The following is an 18,971-nucleotide window of genomic DNA, read 5'->3' on the forward strand; positions in this document are numbered from 1 at the left end:
ACTCCGGCATTACTCCGCGGGCCGCCGCGACGGGGCGTCCCTGCCCCGTCGCGGCTAAACCGGCGTCCTGCCGGTTTACCCGCTCCGTACTACCTGCGTTCGGCCAGCGTGGTTTAACGGGGCGCCTAAGATCAAGATCAAAAGCAGATCAACAGCACAGCGGCCTACAGGCCGGCTTGAGTGGTGTGAAGCAAAGGCAAGATCAAAATCTAAAGCGGGCACGATCCCCTGTAGGAGCTGGCTTGCCTGCGATGGCATCGCCTCGATGTACCTGAAAAATCGAGGTGTCCGCATCGCAGGCAAGCCAGCTCCCACAGAAAAGCAGAGCCGCATCCGTTTCAGATTTGGTTTTCGCTTTGGCTTTCGCTTTTGATCTGGCTTCTACCACTCAAGCCGGCCTGTAGGCCGCTGTGCTGTAGATTTTGATCTTGATCTGGCCCTGACTGCCCCAATAAGCCCGAGGCCGAACGCAGGGATTGAGGAGCGGGTAAACCGGCAGGACGCCGGTTTAGCCGCGACGGGGCAGGGACGCCCCGTCGCGGCGGCCCGCGGAGCAATGCCGGAGTGAGGGAACACCGAGCCTAGGCGAGGTGCCGACAGGCGGGGCAGAGCCCTTTGGTTACTTTGGGGCTTTTCCAAAGTGACCCGCTGTAAGAGCGGAACCATAAGCAGCCGTTACTCAACCAACGGATATGTACCCCAAAAGCCCCCTACCCCTCACAATCAAAAACCTCCCCCGCCTGACCACACTACCCACCGCAAGCACCGCCCCCGGTGCCAACACACCATTGGCTCCAACCCGCGACTGATCCCCCAACAGCGCCCCAAACTTGTCGCACCCGGTACGCTGCAACTGCCCATCAACCCGCACCTGGACCTCCTTGTCATCCCGCTCATTACGGTAATTCGCAACGATACTGCCCGCCTCCAGATTCACCCCGCGCCCCAACACCGAATCACCCACAAAGTTGAAGTGCGCCAACTTGCTGCCACTGAAAACAAAGGACGTCTTGAGCTCCGCACCCGGCCCGAAGATGCAATATTCATCCACCCAGCAACCACCACGAAGGTAAGCCCCGGCCGCGATAAAACAGTGGGCACCAATGATCAGCGGCGCTTTCAAAACAGCGCCAGCTTCAACCACCGCAGTACGGTGCACGGCGATCTCGTCATGAATCTCGTAATCGTCGTCAGAAAGCCCCGCCAGCAATTGACGCACGATGCCAGGCGCCTGGGTCACCAGTTCCCAGGGTGCAAGGTCAACCCAGGGTGCCAGCGGCGAACGGGAAAAATCCGCGATGTAATCGGTGAGTCGAATCAACGTCGAGCCCTCTACAGATCAGAGAAGCCCGAAACGCTAACACCCCCGTCACTGCCCGTCGAGCAGCACCGGCTTGCCCAGTTCGCCGATCTTTTCCAACCGCGCCCGCACAATGTTGCGGCTGATATTCAGCAAGCGCCCGGTCTGCAACTGGTTGCCATGGCAGTAACGATAGGCCGCACGAAAGACCGTCTCCTCGATGTGCTCGTAAAGGTCCGGAATGTTCTGCTCGAACAACGCATTCAGCGCCGCCTCCAGGCTCACCGGCCCGGTGATCGCGGGCGCGGCCTGGTTTGCCTCGTCCTGGCGAATGCCCGAGGAACGCATGTCCACCAGGTGCAGGTCCGGCGGCTGCACCAACTGATTACGGCACACCAGCAACGCATGGTGAATCGCGTTTTCCAACTCGCGAATATTGCCCGGCCAGCTGTGTTCCAGCAGCTTGCGCTCGGCATCGATGCTCAGCGAAGCGCGGTTGTAGCCCAGGCGCTGGCAGTGTTCTTCAAGAAAAAATTCCGCCAGCGGCAGGATGTCGCCGGGACGCTCCCGCAGGGGCGGCAGGCGGATGGTGGCGACGTGCAGGCGGTAGAACAGATCCTCACGGAAGTGCCCGGCCACCACCGCGTCGGCGAGGTTGACGTTGGTGGCCGCCACCAGCCGTACGTTGATCGGAATCGGCGTACGCGAACCCAGGCGCACCACTTCGCGCTCCTGTAGCACCCGCAGTAATTTGACCTGCATGTTCAACGGCAAATCGCCGATTTCATCCAGAAACAACGTACCGCCGTTGGCGGCTTCAAACCAGCCGGCCTTGTGGGTGGTGGCGCCGGTGAACGCGCCTTTTTCGTGGCCGAACAACTCGCTTTCCACCAGGGTTTCGGCAAACGCGCCGCAGTTCACCGCCACAAACGGCTCACGCCCGCGACGGCTCAGATGATGGATATGACGCGCGACCAGTTCCTTGCCGGTGCCGGTCTCGCCGATGATCAAGGTGTTGGCCTCACTGGGGGCCAGGCGCTCGATACGTGCGAGCAATTCCTGTGAGCGCGGGTCCTTGAAGACCAGCACGGTGGCGCGCACCGACTTGGTCAATTCACGGGCGTTAGGGTGGGTGATCAGCGACATGGTGCATTCCTGGCAGTAAAAGCGCGTGTCAATAGTGCATGAAGTTTTCTATACCATTTAATTATTAATTAATATTTATATATTCCCGAAAAGAATATACCAACACATCACACCCCACCTGCTGCTGGAGCAGCAATCGGCCAGCACCTGCCTGTGCGCAGATCAGCACCAAGCCATTGCCAGGCGGCTCTTCGAAAACCCGCAAAGCCACGTTCTACAAGGCGTGCAGCGCGTTTTTCCACTGATGGCATGCAATCTGCTCTCTCCCTCCCAACGCCACCTCCCCTGTAGGAGCCGGCTTGCCAGCGATGAGGCCCTCAAGCCTTGCACCGACTAAACGGACGCTTTCGCCGGCAAGCCGGCTCCTACAAGGGGTCGCGATCACTTAGCAGGGAGATCCCAATGAAAAGTTTCTGGCGCAACAGCATTGCCACCGTGTTCGGTGTGCTGGTCAGCACCGGCGTGCTGGCTGAACAGGCGCCACCGGCGTCGGTGAAGATCGCCATCGTCGCCTACACGCAAGGGGGCAAGCCGGTGTTCGGCGGCATCGCCGGGCGCGTCATCGAAGACGGCTGGCTCGAAGCGCAACTGCGTGAACGCGGGGTCAAGCTGGAGTGGATCGCCCTGCCTCACGCCGGCGCCGGGCCGCAGATCAACGAAGGCTTCAGCAATAACAGCCTGGACTTCGCCGTGCGCGGTGACCTGCCTTCGGTAATCGCCGGGGCCGGCGGTGTGCCGGGCAAGCTGATCGTGCCCGGTGGCAGCGGCAACAATATCTACCTGGTGGTGCCCGAAGGCTCCCCCGCGAAAACCATCGACGACCTCAAGGGTAAGCGCCTGGCGCTGCATCGCGGCCGGCCATGGGAGTTCGCCTTCAGCAACTTCCTGGCCAGCAAGGGCCTGAAGCTCGACGACTTCAAGATCGCCAACCTCAACCCGCAAGTCGGCGCCGCGGCCGTGTCTGCCGGCAAGGTCGACGCGGCGGTGTTGCTCAGCGAGGCCTATGCCCTGGAAGACAAGGGCGTGGGCAAGATCATCTGGTCGACCAAACAAGGCAGCAACGACTGGCGCCTGGTCTCCGACCTGTGGGGCACCGAGGCCTTCGTGCAGCAGCACCCGGACATCACCCAATTGCTCGCCACGGCCTGGGTGAAAGCCGCGTGGTGGATTTCCCAGCCACAGAACCAGGACGCCTATTACCAGCTGTCTTCCCGCGCCGGCACCGCCGAAAGCGTGCTGCGCCGTGACGATCAGGACGATCCGGTGGCCTGGAAGGATCGCTGGGCGCCAAAAAGCGACCAGCAACTCAAGGCTCATTACCAGGCCCTCACCACCTACGCCCTGGCCAATCACCTGATTCGCGACACCTACGACATCGGCCCGTCACTGGCCACCGGCTTTACCAACCAGGCCCTGATCGACCTGAAACTCACTGACTACTGGCCAGCCCTGCGTGGCCAGGTCAGCACTAATCCGTAATAGGGAAATTGAGCATGAAACTGCCGCACTCCTTTGCCTTTGGCCTCAGCGTTCTGGCCCTGTCCATGAGCGTGTTCGCTGCCGACACCTACGCCCCCAAACCCGACCCGCTGCAAGGCGATGGCCGCGTCTCGGCGTTCTACACCTGGGAAAAAGCCATCCCGGCCGTTCCCGGCAAACTGCTGCGCAGCGAGCCCCTGGACAGCACCCTGAGCCTGGCCAACGCCGCCAGCGCCCAACGGATTCTGTACACCTCCACCGACGGCATCGATAACAAGACACCGATCGTGGTGTCCGGCGCGCTGTTCCTGCCAAAAGGCACGCCGCCTGCCGGTGGTTGGCCGGTGGCGAGCTGGGGCCATGGCACCGTGGGCGTGGCGGACGTGTGCGCACCGTCCTGGCAAGGTCGCTCGTACCGTGACGTGGCCTACCTCAATCGCTGGCTGGCCGAAGGTTTTGCCGTCGTCGCCACCGATTACCAGGGCCTCGGCGTGCCCGGCGGCCACCCATTGCTCAATAGCCGCATGGCCGCCTACGGAATTCTCGACGCCGCCAAGGCCGTGGTGGCCGGGGTACCCGGGCTGGCCGACAAGGTGTTGATCGTCGGTCAATCCCAGGGCGGTGCCGGTGCCTTCGCTGCCGCGGCGTATGCCGCCACCTACGCCCCGGACCTGGGAGTGAAAGGCAGCATCGGCACCGGTGTGATCTACACCCTCGACTACGCGAAAAACCCCAGCGAAGAAGTGCGCAACAAGGTCGACCCAACCCTGGCCTACGGCTTCTACACCCTGCTCGCCGCCCAGCAATACGACCCGAGCATCAACCCGGCCGACTTCTACACCGAAAAAGCCCTGCCGATTTTCGAGCAGGCCCGCACCAGTTGCCTGTTCGCCCTCGAAGGCGACGTGGAAGGCCTCGGCCTGAGCATCGCCAACACCAAGAAAGACTACAAGGGCAAGCAGCTCGCCCCGTGGCTGGCGCAAGTGTCCTACCCGACGCTGAAAACCTCGAAGCCGATCTTCATCGGCACCGGCGCCGAAGACACCACCCCGGCCGCCGCGACCCAGGTCAAGTTGATGCAGGACGCATGCAAGGCCGGCTCCATCGTCGAAGGCCACCTGTACAAAGGCCTGGGCCACAGCGCCACGGTCAACGCGTCGCTCAAGGACTCGATCCCGTTTGCCCACAAGGTCATCAACGACCAGCCGATCACCCCGATCTGCGCCCCCACCGCGCAATAAGCAGGAGGCTTGCATGAGCATCGAATTCTTTACCCGCCTGCCACTGCACGGCGAAACCCAGTTCCTGCCCGGCGACCCACGCAACCGTGGCGACTGGCATCGCGGCGGGCCCAGCACCGGTGCGGTGTCGGGCTTCAGTGTCGGTGATCACTTCACGTACATCGACTACCTCGGACAAATCGCCAGGGCTGCGGAAATCAACGGCTTTGGCGGCGCGCTGATGGTCAACGCGCCCACCGGCGAAGAGCCGTGGACCGTCTGCGCGCTGCTGGCCCGGGAAACCCGCACCCTGCAATTTGTCACCGCGTTCCAGCCCTACCACTACACCCCGTGGGTGGCCGTGCAGCAGGCGGCGACCTACCAGCGCGCCACCGGCAACCGCCTGGTGTGGAACATCATCAACGGCGGCTCGGACGCGATTCAACGCCAGGTGGGCGACTTCAGCGACCACGATGAACGCTACGAACGCGCCACCGAATTCATGGACGTGGTCAAGGGCTATTGGCACAACGAAACCTTCCACTACGACGGCAAGTTCTACAAGGCCGACGGTGGCGGCTTGCGCGGGCCGTTGAAGAAAGCCCAGTTGCCGCTGATCTGCACCGCCGGTTCGTCCATCGCCGCCCGGGAGTTTGCCGCCAAGCACGCCGACTTCTACCTGATGCGCGCCGAACACCCGGACGAAATCGCCGCCCTGATCGCCGACCTGCGCGAGCGCGCGTTGAAATGGGGCCGCACCGACATTCGCTTCGGCCTGTCGATTGACGTGATCACCCGGGAAACCGAAGAACTGGCCCGCACTGAAGCCAAGCGTTTCTTCGACGAAGGCATCGCCCGGGGCGCGGTCAAGGCCGTGGCGGCCCATGCCGGGTTGCGTACGGCACGCAAGCTCAGCTATGAGCACGGCTTCAGCGAAAAAACCGAAACCCAGGGCTTCGATGACTTCTTCATCCACCCCAATGTGTGGACCGGCTTTGGCTACATCGGCATTCCGCCGGGCTGCGCGCTGGTGGGCAGCTACGAGAACGTGGTGGCGCGAATTCGCGAGTACAACGCCATCGGCATCGACCTGTTCTTCCTTGCCGGCTACCCGCACCTGGAGGAAGCCTACCGCCTGGGCGAGCACATCCTGCCGCACTTTTTCAATGAACGCGCCGAACTGAGCCGCTCCCAGGAGCCCGTGCTGGAACTGCGTTCCTCCAACGGTCCGGCCGGAGTCTGATGCCATGAGCCTACTGCTTAGCCGCCGGGACTTTCTCGGCTACAGCGTGACCGTCGGCGGCGGCTTGCTGCTGGCCGGTTGCGGCCCCGGTGACACGCCCAAAAGCGTCACCGCCAACGACCAGCCGCGCTACGGCGGGCGCCTGCGCCTGGGGATCCTGGATGGCAACCAGAGTGGCAACCTCGATGCCCACAAGCCCGTGGGCAGTGGCATCGTTCGCGGCTTTGCGCTGTACAGCAAGCTCTGGGAATGGGACGAGCAGATGCAACCGCGCCTGGCCCTGGCCGAGTTTGCCGAGCCGAATGCCGACGCCAGCAGCTGGACCCTGCGCCTGCGCCCCGGCCTGGAGTTTCACAACGGCAAGACCATCGACGCTGATGACCTGATCTTCTCGATCCGCCGCCTCACCGACCCACAGTTGGCCTCGCCCTACGCGGCGCTGCTGCACTGGGTGGACCGCGACAACCTGGTCAAGCTCGACAACCGCACCGTGCGCCTGAGCTTTCGCGACGGGCGCAGCTACATGCCGCTGGCAGAAACCTGGGTCAACTTCGGCGGCATCGTGCCGGTGGATTACCACCCGGTCACCAACCCGGTGGGCGCCGGCCCCTACAAGCTCAAAAGCTTCACCCCCGGCCAGCGCTCACTGTTTACCCGCTTCGAGAACTACTACAAGGACGGCAAGCCCTACGCCGATGAGCTGGAGATCATCGACTTCAAGGATCAGGTCTCGCGCCTGGCCGCCCTGCGTTCCGGGCAAATCGACATGGCCAATGTGATGCCCACCGAGCAGTTGCCGATCCTGCAAAAGGACCCACGCCTGAAGGTCATCACCTCGGTGACCGGTAACTGGCTGTCGTTCGACATGAACCTCGACAAGCCGCCGTTCAACGACCCAAGGGTGCGCGAAGCGTTTCGCTTGATGGCCGACCGTGAAGAGCTGGTGCGCCGCGCGCTGAACGGCCAGGGCCGGGTAGCCAACGACCTGTATGCACCCAGCGACCCGACGTTCAACCACGACCTCGGCCCACGCCCCTACGACCCGCAACGCGCGGCACAACTGCTGAAGGACGCCGGCCAGGAGAACCTTGAGGTGGAATTGATCACCACCCCGGGGCCGGGACTGAGTTCGGCGCTGGTGCTGGCCGAACAGGCCAAACGTATCGGCGTGACCCTCAAGGTCAAGCAGGTGGACCTGGCGACTTTCCAGGGCCCGCTGAAAAACGACTGGACCCTGAGCACCGGCGGCAGCATCGGCGCGCCGTTCCTGGCCAGTGCGATCCATACCGACGCGCCGTTTGCGGTGTCCAACAAGACCCACTTCAACGACCCGCAATTCAGTGAGCTGTTCCTGGCCGCCATGGCCCAGCCCGACCTGGAAAAACGCAAGGCCCTGGTGCATCAGGTCCAGCAGATCCAGTACGAACGCGGCGGGATGCTGATCTGGGGCTATGCCGACTTGCTCGACAGCGTCTCCACCCGCGTCGGCGGCGCGCAGTCGGAAGAGTCGCTGTTCAGCACCTGGCGCTTCGAAAAGCTCTGGCTCAAAGACACCGCCTGAGCCACTTGCACCGTATCGCCCTGTAGGAGCCGGCTTGCCGGCGATGGCGTCCGGTCGACCGGCGCAGGGCTCGAGGGCCTTATCGCCGGCAAGCCGGCTCCTACAAGGGACCGTGCGCTCTTCATTCTTTTTATGGGGCATTTCTGCCATGCACGCTATCGCCTTGCGTTTACCTCTGCTGCTGGCCGCAAGCCTGCCAATCCAGGCCTTTGCCGCCGATACCCAACTGCAAACCGTGACCGTGCAGGCCAGTGCCAGCCAGTCCGATGACGACGCCCTGCCCACTCGCCCACCGACGTCGGTGTACGGCGGTACCGAAACCAAAGTCCTCGATACGCCGCGCTCGGTGGTGCAAATCAACGCCGAGCAACTGGCCAACGACTCGATCCGCAGCGCCGACGACCTGGTCAAGTACGCCCCCGGCATCACCCGGGGCGGCGGCCAGAACGCCGGCATCGCCCCGCAGTTTCGCGCCCAGGGCTCCGAGGTGTTCCAGGACGGCCAGCGCGCTTATGGCGTGCGCCACCCGGCAAACTTCAACGCCTATGAAGGTGCCGACATCGTCGCCGGACCGTCCTCGGTCACCTACGGCTCGGTGTCCGGCAGCGGCGGTTATGTGAACTACCTGAGCAAGAAGCCCGACTTCGACGCGTTCAAGACCAAACTCAGCGGTGAACTGGGCTCGTGGATACCGGACGGCACCTCCCGCAGTTCCAACAAGTTCAGCATCGACAACACCGGCCCCTTGAGTGACAACCTGGCCTACCGCCTGAGCATCACCAAGCAGCGCCAGCAGGACTTCTACGACAACGTCGACAACAACTTCGACGCTTTCTACGGCGCCCTCGCCTGGCGCAACGACAACGTGCGGGTGGACTGGAACGCCAGCTACGACAACTACTACGACTACAACATCACCCACGGCTGGAACCGCGCCACCCAGGACCTGGTGGACAACGGCAAGTACTACGCCGGCCGCGCCACGCCGATTATCCAGAACGGCAACACCCTGTGGTCACCGGTGCTGGCCTCCGGCGCCACCGATGCGCCAACCCTGGGTTGGGTCAAACGCCAACGCAATGCCCAGGGCCAATACAGCGTGGTGGATGGCAGCTTCCAGACCGCCTCGCCCAACACCCAGAGCAACCCCGGCAGCCTGCGGGGCTGGGTGTATGACCCGACGCTGGCGGGTAACGGCGAACGCTCGCTGTCTTCACAAACCGGGCAACGCAAGGAAGACGAGAGCAGCTCCCGGCGCTTTACCACGCAGCTGCGTATCGAGGCCGACCTGTCGCCCACCATCACGCTGGCCAACAGCACGTTCTACCAACGCTCCAAGGACATCACCGATGCCGTGGGTTCGTTCCAGGTGCAATCCAAAGACAACATCTTCGACAACCGCTTCGAATTCCGCTCACGCAATGAAACCCGCCTGGGGGGCTGGACCCTGCGGGATGACAGTAACACCGGCCTGATCTATCGCCGCGAGTTCAACCAGTCGATCGCTGCCAACAACAGCTTCGGCTCCACCATCAACGCCTATGACTTGACCCAGGACTCTTCGGGCAAGAACCCCGGCGACCTGCTGGGCCTCACCGGTGCCAACCCGGCCGGTGGCAATGGCGCGTGGATCGGCCAGCCCGGCGTGCCGCAGTATTCGAATTACTACGGCTGGCTGAACCTGCCGCCGATGTACCCGGCCGGGCACGGGCTCTATGCCGAATCCGTGGCGCCCTACACCGCCGAAAGCACCTGGACCACCAAGACCCTGTTCAGCCAGCACAACCTCAAGTACGGCGACTATTTCGGCCTGAACATCGGCGCCAGCCGCAGCTGGATCGAGGCCGAGATCGATAACCCGTTCGTGCTCGCCGGCGGCAACCCGCGCAAGGACAGTGACAATTACCGGCTGTTCGCATTCCAGGTCAGCCCCTACGTCAAGCCCACGGAAAACACCACGCTCTACTACACCTTCGATCGCTCGCTGGCGGTCAACACCGGGTTCTTTTCCAACGGCCTGGGGTGGGGCAGCGGCAGTGGCGCCAACCTGCTCAACCCGCTGGCGTTCCAGAGCCTGAGCGTGTTGCACGAAGTGGGCGTGAAGGTGGAAGCGGTGCCCAACCAATTGTTCATGACCCTCGCCGCGTTCAAGCAGGCCCGGGACCAGGCGCCAGACAGCAACAACAGCATCGCGCGGCTGGTGATCAAGGGCGTGGAAGCCACCGTGCGCTATCAGCCGGATGACCACCTGCGCAGCGGCTTGAACCTGTCCAAGCTCAACGCCTACAACGAATTCACCTCCCAGGCGGGCTTTGCCTCGGCCGGGTTCGTGCCCGACAACGGCACGGTGTTCGGCGACAACAACAGCCTCAACCAGCGGCCTTCCGGGCGTTTCGACGCGGTGCAGATTCCTGAATACACCGCCAGTGGCTACGTCGACTACCGCTTCGACTCGGGCTTTGGCGCCGAGCTGTCCGGCTGGTGGACCAGCAACTGGTACCTGAACCTGAGCAAGACCGTAAAGATCCCCAACGAATACAACCTCGACCTTGCCGTGTACTACCGCCAGCCGCAGTGGAGCACCACCTTGCGCGTGCTGAACCTGACCAACGAACTGAACTTCGTCAGCGGCCTGGCCGGCTCCACCAACACCTTCCTGCAACCGATGCCTGGCCGCACCTTGCTGGCCCAGGTCGACTACCAGTTCTAACCCTCAAAGGAGCCTCAGCATGTCCATTGAATTTGTCGGCATGATCTTCCCCCGCCAATGGTCCGAGACCCGTGGCGTGCGCAGCCCGGATTTCGACCTCGATTTTATCCGCCACCACGCCCGCGCCCATGAACACGCAGGCTTTGACCGGGTGCTGATCGCCAGCGGGCCCGGCAGTGCCGACAGCCTGCAAATCGCCGCCTACGCGGCGGCGCACACCGAACGCCTGGGTTTCATGATCGCCCACCGCCCGGGGCTCACCGCGCCGACAGTCGCAGCCCGGGCCTTCGCCACGCTGGACCACACCACCGGTGGCGGGCGCATTCGCCTGCACGCCATCACCGGCATCACCGCCGAGCCCCAGGAAGGCGACTTCCTGCTGGACAAGACCGAGCGCTACCAACGCACCGACGAATACCTGGAGATAGTGCGGCGCACCTGGACCGCCGAAGAGCCGTTCGACTTCGAGGGCAAGTACTTCAACATCAAGGGGGCGTTTTCCCCGGTCAAGCCGCTGCAACAGCCCCATATCCCGATTTCGTTTGGTGGCTCGTCGGACATTGCGTACCAGATTGCGGTCAAGCATGCGGATCTGTATGCGCTGTGGGGCGAACCGTTGAGCGGTGTGGCGGAGCAGATTGCCAAGCTCAAGGCGGCGGCCAGTGCAGCGGGTGTGCAGGCGCCGCGGGTGAGTTTGTCGGTGCGCCTGATTTTGGGCGCGACCGAGGAACTGGCCTGGCAACGGGCCGAGCAGATCCTGGAGCAGATCAAGGCCAATCCACAGTTTGCGGCGGGCAGTCCGTGGCAGAAGCGAATCAAGGGAACGGGGTCGGAACGCTTGCTGGCAGCGGCGGCTTTAGGCGACCGGCATGACCGCGCGTTGTGGATGCCGACGGCGACGGCTGTGGGGGCGTATGGCGACACCACGGCATTGGTAGGCACACCGGAGACCGTGGCCCAGGCGCTGCTGGATTATGTGGACCTGGGGGTCACGACGTTTTTGAACCGGGGGTATGACCCGCTGTATGACACCGTGGATTATGGGCGCTGGATCATTCCGGCAGTGCGCGAGGAAGCCCGGCGCAGAAAGGCCGCGTAAAGACGGCCTCCACCATCGCCGGCAAGCCGGCTCCTACAGTAAAACGCGCACACCTGTAGGAGCCGGCTTGCCGGCGATGGCGCCCCCACAGACACACCCTGAGCCAAAAGCCCGCGCCAAATCTCGACGTTACGCACTAGCCTTTCCTGCCTGTATTTCCAACAGGAGGACAAGGAATGTCCACGCTTCCTCACGCCAAACACCTACGCACCGGCCGCTATTCCGAACCCGGGCGGATTTACATGCTGACAGCAGTCACCCAGCACCGCGATCCTGTCTTCACCGATTGGCGGGTAGGCCGATTAGTCGTTCATCAATTCCGTCAGGCCCAAACCGAAGGTTTGGTTGACTCTCTCGCCTGGGTCGTCATGCCCGATCATTTCCATTGGCTGGTCGAACTCAAACACAGCACGTTGCCGCAACTGATGCTTGCAACAAAGTCCCGCAGTGCGCGTGCGGTTAACGCGCACTTGGGGCGCTCGGGGCGTTTCTGGCAGAAAGGTTTTCACGATCGGGCGATTCGTCGGGAGGAAGACCTGCAGGCCGTGGCTCGTTACATCATCGCCAACCCAATACGGGCGGGGCTGGTGCGGCGGGTACATGACTATCCGCTGTGGGATGCCATTTGGGTGTGAACGGACGGACGCCATCGCCGGCAAGCTGGCTCCTACAGGTTTCGTGTAGGAGCCGGCTTGCCGGCGATCACTGCGCAGCAGTGTCGGTCAGCCCAGCGAGGGCGAATGCTCCAGCAACGTCTGCGTATACGCCGCCTGCGGCTGATCCAGCACGCTATCCACCGCGCCCTGCTCCACCACCCGCCCGACCTTCAGCACCAGCACCCGGTCGGCAATCGCCCGCACCACGCCCAGGTCGTGGGTGACAAACAACAACGTCAAACCGTCCCGCTGCAACTGGCGCAGCAAATCCAGGATCGACGCCTGCACCGAGACGTCCAGCGCCGAGGTGATCTCATCGCAGATCAGCAGCTTCGGCTCACACAGCAACGCCCGGGCAATCGCCACGCGCTGGCGCTCACCGCCAGACAGGCTGTGGGGATACAACCCGGCCACTGACGCCGGCAGCGATACGCGCTTGAGCACCGCCTCCACCCGTTCCCGTGCGGCGGCGCCGCTCACGGCAAAGAAATGCGCCAGCGGTGCACTCAAGGTCTGGTACACCGTCTGCCGCGGATTCAACGCCCTATACGGGTTCTGGAAGATGTACTGAATCTGGTGCCGCAACCCCGCCTCACGCTGCCGTGCCTGCAGCGGCAACGGTTGCCCGGCATAACGCAGCTCGCCTTCGGCATTCTCCCCCAACCCGGCAACGGCCCGCGCGAGGCTGGTCTTGCCGGAGCCGGACTCGCCCACCAGCGCCAGGCACTCCCCCGGCAGCAGCTGCAGCGACACGTCAAACAGCACCTGCCGGTCATACGCCACGTTCAACCCGCTGATCTCCAGCAGCGCGGTATCGGTGCGCGCATCCACGGCGGCAATCGGTGCCAGGGCGATGCGCTGCAACGGCTGATCATGGGGCGTGAAACACGCCACTTCATGCCCCGCCGACAGCGTCTGCAATAGCGGTTCCTGCTGTGAACACTCAGGCCCAAAACGCTCACACCGCGGCCCGAAGCCACAGCCTTGAGGGCGCTGCCCCGGCGCCGGGGCATGCCCGCCAATCGCCCGTAATTCACGGCGCCCGGCCACATCGGGAATCGCCGCCAGCAAGCCACGGGTGTAGGGATGGGATGGCCGACTGAACAACCCGTCCCGGCTGGCCGTTTCAACAATCCGCCCGGCGTACATCACCATGACTCGGTCCACCAGGTCCTTGATCACCGCCAGGTCATGGGACACATACACCGCCGCCACGCCCTGGCTTTTGCACAAGCGGCGCAAGGTGGCGAGGATATGCGCCTGGGTGGTGACGTCCAGGGCGGTGGTGGGCTCGTCCAGCACGATCAGCCGGGGCCGCAGCACGAACGCCAGGGCCAGCATCACCCGCTGTTGCTGGCCGCCGGACAGTTGATGGGGAAAGCGCCGTAGAAACTCCGGGTCATCCGGCAAACCCACATCACGCAAGGTTTCAATAATCCGCTGTTGCTGCGCAGCCTTGTCCAGCTGGAGTGGATGCACCGCCAGGGTTTCGCGCAGCAGGCCGCCAATACGCAGCGCCGGATTGAGCGCGGTGGCCGGGTCCTGGGCAACATAGCCGATCAGGCTGCCACGGGCGCGGCGCAAGGCTTCACCTTCCAGGCCCAACAGCGCCTGGCCGGCGATGTGCACCTGGCCCCCGACAATCCGCGCGCCGCGCCGGGCATGGGCCAGCAGCGCGGTGGCCAGCGTGGTCTTGCCGGATCCCGACTCCCCCACCAACCCGAGGATTTCGCCGGCCTCCAGGCTAAAAGACACCCCGGACAGCACATCCACCTGCCCCGGCAATTCAACCCGCAAGCCGCTGACCTGCAGCACGGTTGTCGCAATTTCCGCGATCGCATTCATGGCTGTTTTTCTCCCAGGCGCGCGCTGCTGCGGCCGATGCCTTCAGCGAGGATATTGGTGCCATAGGCAAATACGCCGATCAGCACCGCCGGTGCCAGCACGGCCCAGGGCTGCACCAGCAACCCGGCCTGGTTTTCATTGATCATCAAGCCCCAGTCCGCCGTCGGCGGCGCCACGCCATAACCGAGAAAACTCAGGCCCGAGAGCATGCCCACGCCCCAGGTCAGCATGTTGCCGAAGTGCACCAGCAATGGCGTGAGGATGTTCGGCAGGATCTCCTTGAAGAGGATCCGCCGCCGCGAATAGCCCATCATCTGCGCCGCCTCGACAAATTCCTGCCCCGCCACCGCCACCGCGCTGGCCCGCGCCAGGCGAATCACCCCGGGGATAAATGCAATCGACACCGTGAGCACGATCAACCACGGCGCACGACCCAGCATCGAGACAATCAACAGCACCAGGATCAGGTCGGGAAACGCCAGGGACACGTCCGCCAGCCAGGTGATCAACTGGTCCAGGCGCCGCCGCGACAGGCCGGCGAGCAAGCCAAGGGTGCTGCCCACCGCGAGGGCAATGCTCGCCGCCGCCACTGACATCCACAACACCGACAGGCCACCGCTGAGCAGCCGCGACAACACGTCATGCCCGAGGAAGTCATACCCGAGCAACGCCCAACCCGTTGGCGCGCCGTACACCGGCCCGACCATGTCCGTCGAACCATGGGGCGCCAGCAACGGGCCCAACAGCGCCACGGCGATCACCAGCACGGTGATCAGCGCACCTTTGCGGGTCTGCGGCTCGGCCAGCCAGCGGGAAACTCGACTCTTGCTCATGCATCACCTCGGGAGCGCCGCCACCACGGGGTAATGCCCCGGCGGTTGCGCGAAATCATTGTCACGCGACGGGCCGTGCGCAGCTTGGGCGTGAGCAGCACCGTCAGCAGGTCAGCCAATAGGTTGATCAGTACCACCGCCAGGGTGATCACCAGCACGATGGCCTGGATCATCGGCAAATCGCGCATCTGGATCGCCGCGTTAAGGGCCGTGCCGATGCCGGGGTAGCTGAAGATCACCTCGGCCAGCACTGCGCCGCCGATCAACGTGCGCAGGGTCAGCGCCACGCCTTGAATCGCCGGCACCAGCGCATTGGGCAAGGTGTGCCGCCATACGATCCGCCAATGGGGAATGCCCCGTAGCCGTGCGGCAATCACGTAGTCGGACTCCAGCGCGTCGATCATCGCCGCACGTACCATCCGCGTGAGGTACGGCAGCGCCGACAGGCTCAGGGCCAACACCGGCAGCACGAGGAACGGCAACTGGCGCCACAGCGACTGATCCGGGTCGAGGATCGACACCGCCGGCAACCAGTCCATATGCGGCATGGAAAACAGCAGCACCAGGCCAATGGCCAACAGAAAGCCCGGCGTGGCCTTGAGGAAAATCAGCAACGACAGGCTCCAGCGGTCGAGGTGGCTGTCGCGGCGCAGTGCCAGGTACACACCAAGGCCCAGCGCCGCCGGCACCACCACGGCGATGACCCCGGCGAGCAGCGCCAGGGTGTAGCCGAAACGGCCCCACAGGATGCTGCTGACTGGCGCGTTGGAGTCCAGTGACACCCCCAGGTCGCCGCTCAGGGCCGAGCCGAGCCAGCGCAGGTATTGCCGCAGGATCGGCTGGTCCAGCCCCAGTTGATGTTGCAGGGTGAGGATGCTTTGCAGCGGCGCGTCGGGGCCGAGAATCACCCGGGCCGGGTCCGAGGGCAGCGCCTGGGTGGCGATGAACACCACCAGGCTGATCACCCAGGCGGTGAGCAGGCCGTAGCCCAGGCGGCCGACGAACCACGACAGCCAGGCCGGCGTTCGCAGGGGCTTAGACATGGTTCAACCACAACTCGTCAAAGCGCCAGGAGGCGAAGGTGGTCTGTTCCGGCGTGAGGCCGCCGACCCGTACCGACGCGGCGTCCAGCACGTCGTTGAAGCCCCAGATCAGCAGGCCACCGCGCTCGTGTTGAATCTGCTGGGCCTCGTGCACCAGGCCTTTGCGCAGTTGCAGATCCGGTTGGGCCAGGGCCTGGCGGTACAGCGCGTCGAAGCGCTCGTCGTGGAAATTGCTGCGGTTGTAGATCGCCAACGGTGCGTCGTTGTGCAACGCCGACGCGAGGAAGCCACGGGCCGGCGTCGAACCCGGCGACAGCTGCCACTGTTCACGCTGCGGGCCGTTGAATACGGCGCCGTCGACCTGGGTCACACGCACCTCCACGCCGGCCTTCTTCGCCTGCTGGGCAAACACCAGCGCGGCATTCACGCCGGGGCCGGACGGGGTCGTCAGTTCAACACGCAGATCGGTCTGCCCGGCCTGGCGCAGCAGCGAACGCGCCTGGTCCAGGTCATGGGGACGCTGCGCAATGTCATGGTTGTAGGTGGGGTCATGGGGCGAATACAGGTCGTTGGCGATGCGCCCGAAACCGTTGAGGCCACGGTCTACCAGTTCCTGCCGATCGGCCAGCAAACGGAACGCCTGGCGCACCCGCACGTCATCAAACGGCGGCTTGGCCAGGTTCAGGTTGAAGCCGGTGAACGAGGTGCTGGGCGACACACACAGCGACAGGCGCGAGTCGGCCTTGAGCAATGCGCTGTGCTCGGCCTGCACGCCACTGGCGACGTCGATCTGCCCGGCCCGCAAGGCCGCGACCCGCGACACCTGGTCCTTGAACTCGATGATTTCCAGTTCGTCGGCGTAGGGCTGGCCGGGCTTGTAGTAATTCTCGAACCGGCTGTAGAGCGAACGCTGGCCGGGCACGAAGCGCTTGAGCTTGTAGGGGCCGGCGCCCACCGGATTGCTGATGGGGTCGTAGTCGGTGGGCACGATGCCGCCGAAGCTGATCAGGGTTTCATCCAGCGGGAAGAAGCTCTGGCCCTGTTTGAAGCGGATTTCGATGGTGCGCTCATCCAGCTTGCGCAGCGCATCGCGGTCGATGGCACCCACCAGGCCGGCAAACGGCGAGGCCAGTTTCGGGTCGGTGAGGCGCAGCAGCGAGAACAGCATGTCGTCGGCGCCGATGGTCTTGCCGTGGTGAAACTCCAGGCCTGGCTTGATGCGGATGATCCAGGCGCTGGCGTCGGCGTTCGGCTCGGCGAACTCGGCCAGGGCCAGGCGCGTGCTGACGTCGGTGTTCCATTCCCAGAACTTGCTGTACAGCGCCCAGCCGCGAATGATCCCGCCGCCCACCGGTTTGTGGGCATCGAGGTTGCCGGACTGGTCGCCGTCGATGATGCCGATGCGCAGGCGTCCGCCGGTAGTCGGTGTGCTCGACAGCACCGCCGCCGGCGCTGCACCGCTGTCACAGCCACCCAGCAGCAAACCGCCGCCGATGGCCAGGCTGTTGCCGAGGAACACCCGGCGGGAAAAACCTTCGCTCATCAGTTACGCCTCTTGGTGTTGCACGGCGTTCAGACGCGGCACTTCAAAACCGTGGTCCAGGTCCAGCAGCGGGAATAGCAGGTCTGCCACCCGGTGCGCTTCATCGATCAGCGGGAAGCCCGACAGGATGAACGCCGAGGTGCCCTGGGCTTCGTACTCGCGAATGCGCTCGGCCACCTGTTCGGCGCTGCCCACCAGGTAAGTGCCGGCGGCCGGGCCGAGGATGTTGAAGCCGAACAGGCTCGGGCCGAGCCACACGTTGGGGTAAATCTCCAGGTCTCGGGCCTTGGGCAGGCGGCCGGCGCGAATGGTCTCGACGTTGCGTTGGGTTTGCGGGTCGTCGCTGTGGAAATCCTCGAAGCTCACGCCGGGGGGCAACTGGCGTTCGATGGCAGTGCGGGCGGTTTGCAGCGAGGTGCGTTGCAGCAGTTTCTCGGCGTGGGCCCAGGCCTCTTCTTCGGTCTCGCGCACGATGATTTGCAGGCGGGTGCCAAAGGTCAGTTCACGGCCGATCTTTGCTGCTTCGGCGGCGACCTTGCGGAACTTGTCGCCGAGTTTTGGCGGGGTGTTGGCGAAGCTCAGGTACACGTCGAGCAATTGCACCGAATGCTCAACCCCCGGCCCTGAAGTACCGGCACCCCACAGCGGGATGCCCGGTTTCTGGTACGGCGGATGCCAGCCGCCCAGCGGATGTTTGGCCGCCCCCGGCGCACGCGGGGCGAGCTTGACGTATTCGCCGTCATAACCCCGAGTATCGCCGGCGTAGAAGCCCTGGAAGGCGCGCCAGTATTCGAGGCTGAAGGCGTAGCGTTCATCGTGTGGGTAATGCACGCCGAGGGTGGCCAGGCCGGCGTCATTGCCGTTGACCACGTTGAACAGCAGGCGGCCATTGGAGAACTGGTCGAAGGTCAGGGCCCATTTGGCCAGGACGGCAGGTGACAACTCGCCGGGGTGTTGCGCCACCAGGAAGCGCAGGCGCTGGGTGGCGTCGATCAGCGAGGCGGCTACTGCCAGACTTTCGTTGGGGCTGGAGCCGAGCAGCGAGCCGTAGAACCCCAGGCGGTCGCTGGCGACGGCGAGTTGCTTGAGGTGTTGGAAGTCGGTCTTCCAGCGGCCTTCGGGCTCCCATGGATAAGGGCCGTCGGGCGTGGTGAGGTACCAGAGAATTTTTACCGCCATGGGGCAACATCCTTGAAGTTGGAAGCCAAAATGGGCACTGATTTTTCCTGTGGTGAGGGGGCTTGTCCCCCGTTGGGCTGCGCAGCAGCCCCAATAAGATCACCGCGTTTTTTT

At 63.9% G+C, this 18,971-nt stretch carries 14 protein-coding genes; 7 read left to right on the top strand and 7 right to left on the bottom strand.

The window, feature by feature from the left end:
- Positions 1-679: 679 nt before the first annotated feature.
- Both HKK54_RS27955 and HKK54_RS27960 read right to left on the bottom strand, forming a co-directional pair.
- Positions 680-1,321 (bottom strand): LpxA family transferase, encoded by a 642-nt coding sequence (locus tag HKK54_RS27955; protein ID WP_169388563.1) that lies wholly within the window; start codon positions 1,319-1,321, stop codon positions 680-682.
- A 48-nt stretch (positions 1,322-1,369) separates the two neighbouring features.
- On the bottom strand, positions 1,370-2,446 hold the full coding sequence (locus HKK54_RS27960) for a sigma-54 interaction domain-containing protein (RefSeq protein WP_010171256.1): 1,077 nt from the start codon (positions 2,444-2,446) through the stop codon (positions 1,370-1,372).
- A gap of 402 nt (positions 2,447-2,848) precedes the next feature.
- On the opposite strand from HKK54_RS27960, the gene HKK54_RS27965 reads away from it, so the two are divergent.
- The 7 genes from HKK54_RS27965 (at position 2,849) to HKK54_RS27995 (ending at position 12,393) form a co-directional block, all read left to right on the top strand.
- Complete coding sequence (locus tag HKK54_RS27965) at positions 2,849-3,925, top strand: ABC transporter substrate-binding protein (RefSeq protein ID WP_169388564.1); 1,077 nt, start codon at positions 2,849-2,851, stop codon at positions 3,923-3,925.
- 14 nt (positions 3,926-3,939) lie between these two features.
- The gene (locus HKK54_RS27970) at positions 3,940-5,166 is read left to right on the top strand and encodes an alpha/beta hydrolase family protein (protein ID WP_010171259.1); all 1,227 of its coding nucleotides are present in this window, start codon (positions 3,940-3,942) and stop codon (positions 5,164-5,166) included.
- 13 nt (positions 5,167-5,179) lie between these two features.
- Positions 5,180-6,388, top strand: a complete 1,209-nt coding sequence (locus HKK54_RS27975; protein ID WP_169388565.1) for an LLM class flavin-dependent oxidoreductase — start codon at positions 5,180-5,182, stop codon at positions 6,386-6,388.
- Between the two features lie 4 nt (positions 6,389-6,392).
- Complete coding sequence (locus HKK54_RS27980) at positions 6,393-7,949, top strand: ABC transporter substrate-binding protein (RefSeq protein WP_010171263.1); 1,557 nt, start codon at positions 6,393-6,395, stop codon at positions 7,947-7,949.
- Between the two features lie 148 nt (positions 7,950-8,097).
- Positions 8,098-10,659, top strand: coding sequence for a TonB-dependent receptor plug domain-containing protein (locus tag HKK54_RS27985; protein ID WP_169388566.1), 2,562 nt, complete (start codon positions 8,098-8,100; stop codon positions 10,657-10,659).
- Positions 10,660-10,678: 19 nt separating this feature from the next.
- Entirely contained in the window at positions 10,679-11,758 is a 1,080-nt protein-coding gene (locus HKK54_RS27990; RefSeq protein ID WP_010171267.1) for an LLM class flavin-dependent oxidoreductase, read from the top strand.
- A gap of 176 nt (positions 11,759-11,934) precedes the next feature.
- Positions 11,935-12,393 carry an REP-associated tyrosine transposase gene (locus HKK54_RS27995; RefSeq protein WP_169388567.1) on the top strand — a complete coding sequence of 153 codons (459 nt, stop codon included), beginning with the start codon at positions 11,935-11,937 and terminating at the stop codon, positions 12,391-12,393.
- Between the two features lie 87 nt (positions 12,394-12,480).
- Here HKK54_RS27995 and HKK54_RS28000 read toward each other — a convergent pair whose 3' ends face one another.
- Genes HKK54_RS28000 through HKK54_RS28020 form a run of 5 tightly spaced genes read right to left on the bottom strand, consistent with a single transcriptional unit; the run spans position 12,481 to position 18,857 of the window.
- Positions 12,481-14,259: a dipeptide ABC transporter ATP-binding protein gene (locus HKK54_RS28000; RefSeq protein ID WP_169388568.1), complete on the bottom strand. Its 1,779-nt coding sequence runs from the start codon at positions 14,257-14,259 to the stop codon at positions 12,481-12,483.
- The gene (locus HKK54_RS28005; protein WP_010171278.1) at positions 14,256-15,092 is read right to left on the bottom strand and encodes an ABC transporter permease; all 837 of its coding nucleotides are present in this window, start codon (positions 15,090-15,092) and stop codon (positions 14,256-14,258) included. Before HKK54_RS28005 ends, HKK54_RS28000 begins: the two co-directional genes overlap by 4 nt.
- Positions 15,089-16,135: an ABC transporter permease gene (locus tag HKK54_RS28010; RefSeq protein ID WP_169388569.1), complete on the bottom strand. Its 1,047-nt coding sequence runs from the start codon at positions 16,133-16,135 to the stop codon at positions 15,089-15,091. Before HKK54_RS28010 ends, HKK54_RS28005 begins: the two co-directional genes overlap by 4 nt.
- The gene (locus HKK54_RS28015; RefSeq protein WP_169388570.1) at positions 16,128-17,678 is read right to left on the bottom strand and encodes an ABC transporter substrate-binding protein; all 1,551 of its coding nucleotides are present in this window, start codon (positions 17,676-17,678) and stop codon (positions 16,128-16,130) included. Before HKK54_RS28015 ends, HKK54_RS28010 begins: the two co-directional genes overlap by 8 nt.
- Before the next feature lie 3 nt (positions 17,679-17,681).
- Entirely contained in the window at positions 17,682-18,857 is a 1,176-nt protein-coding gene (locus tag HKK54_RS28020; RefSeq protein ID WP_169388571.1) for an LLM class flavin-dependent oxidoreductase, read from the bottom strand.
- Positions 18,858-18,971 lie beyond the last annotated feature (114 nt).

This window comes from Pseudomonas sp. ADAK13, from assembly GCF_012935715.1.
GTDB lineage: Bacteria > Pseudomonadota > Gammaproteobacteria > Pseudomonadales > Pseudomonadaceae > Aquipseudomonas.

Excerpts from the sequence above, each read along its gene's own strand:
- HKK54_RS27960 (WP_010171256.1), bottom strand. The coding sequence starts at position 2,446 with ATGTCGCTGATCACCCACCCTAACGCCCGTGAATTGACCAAGTCGGTG.
- HKK54_RS27965 (WP_169388564.1), top strand. The coding sequence starts at position 2,849 with ATGAAAAGTTTCTGGCGCAACAGCATTGCCACCGTGTTCGGTGTGCTG.
- HKK54_RS27970 (WP_010171259.1), top strand. The coding sequence starts at position 3,940 with ATGAAACTGCCGCACTCCTTTGCCTTTGGCCTCAGCGTTCTGGCCCTG.
- HKK54_RS27975 (WP_169388565.1), top strand. The coding sequence starts at position 5,180 with ATGAGCATCGAATTCTTTACCCGCCTGCCACTGCACGGCGAAACCCAG.
- HKK54_RS27980 (WP_010171263.1), top strand. The coding sequence starts at position 6,393 with ATGAGCCTACTGCTTAGCCGCCGGGACTTTCTCGGCTACAGCGTGACC.
- HKK54_RS27985 (WP_169388566.1), top strand. The coding sequence starts at position 8,098 with ATGCACGCTATCGCCTTGCGTTTACCTCTGCTGCTGGCCGCAAGCCTG.
- HKK54_RS27990 (WP_010171267.1), top strand. The coding sequence starts at position 10,679 with ATGTCCATTGAATTTGTCGGCATGATCTTCCCCCGCCAATGGTCCGAG.
- HKK54_RS27995 (WP_169388567.1), top strand. The coding sequence starts at position 11,935 with ATGTCCACGCTTCCTCACGCCAAACACCTACGCACCGGCCGCTATTCC.
- HKK54_RS28000 (WP_169388568.1), bottom strand. The coding sequence starts at position 14,259 with ATGAATGCGATCGCGGAAATTGCGACAACCGTGCTGCAGGTCAGCGGC.
- HKK54_RS28005 (WP_010171278.1), bottom strand. The coding sequence starts at position 15,092 with ATGAGCAAGAGTCGAGTTTCCCGCTGGCTGGCCGAGCCGCAGACCCGC.
- HKK54_RS28010 (WP_169388569.1), bottom strand. The coding sequence starts at position 16,135 with ATGTCTAAGCCCCTGCGAACGCCGGCCTGGCTGTCGTGGTTCGTCGGC.
- HKK54_RS28015 (WP_169388570.1), bottom strand. The coding sequence starts at position 17,678 with ATGAGCGAAGGTTTTTCCCGCCGGGTGTTCCTCGGCAACAGCCTGGCC.
- HKK54_RS28020 (WP_169388571.1), bottom strand. The coding sequence starts at position 18,857 with ATGGCGGTAAAAATTCTCTGGTACCTCACCACGCCCGACGGCCCTTAT.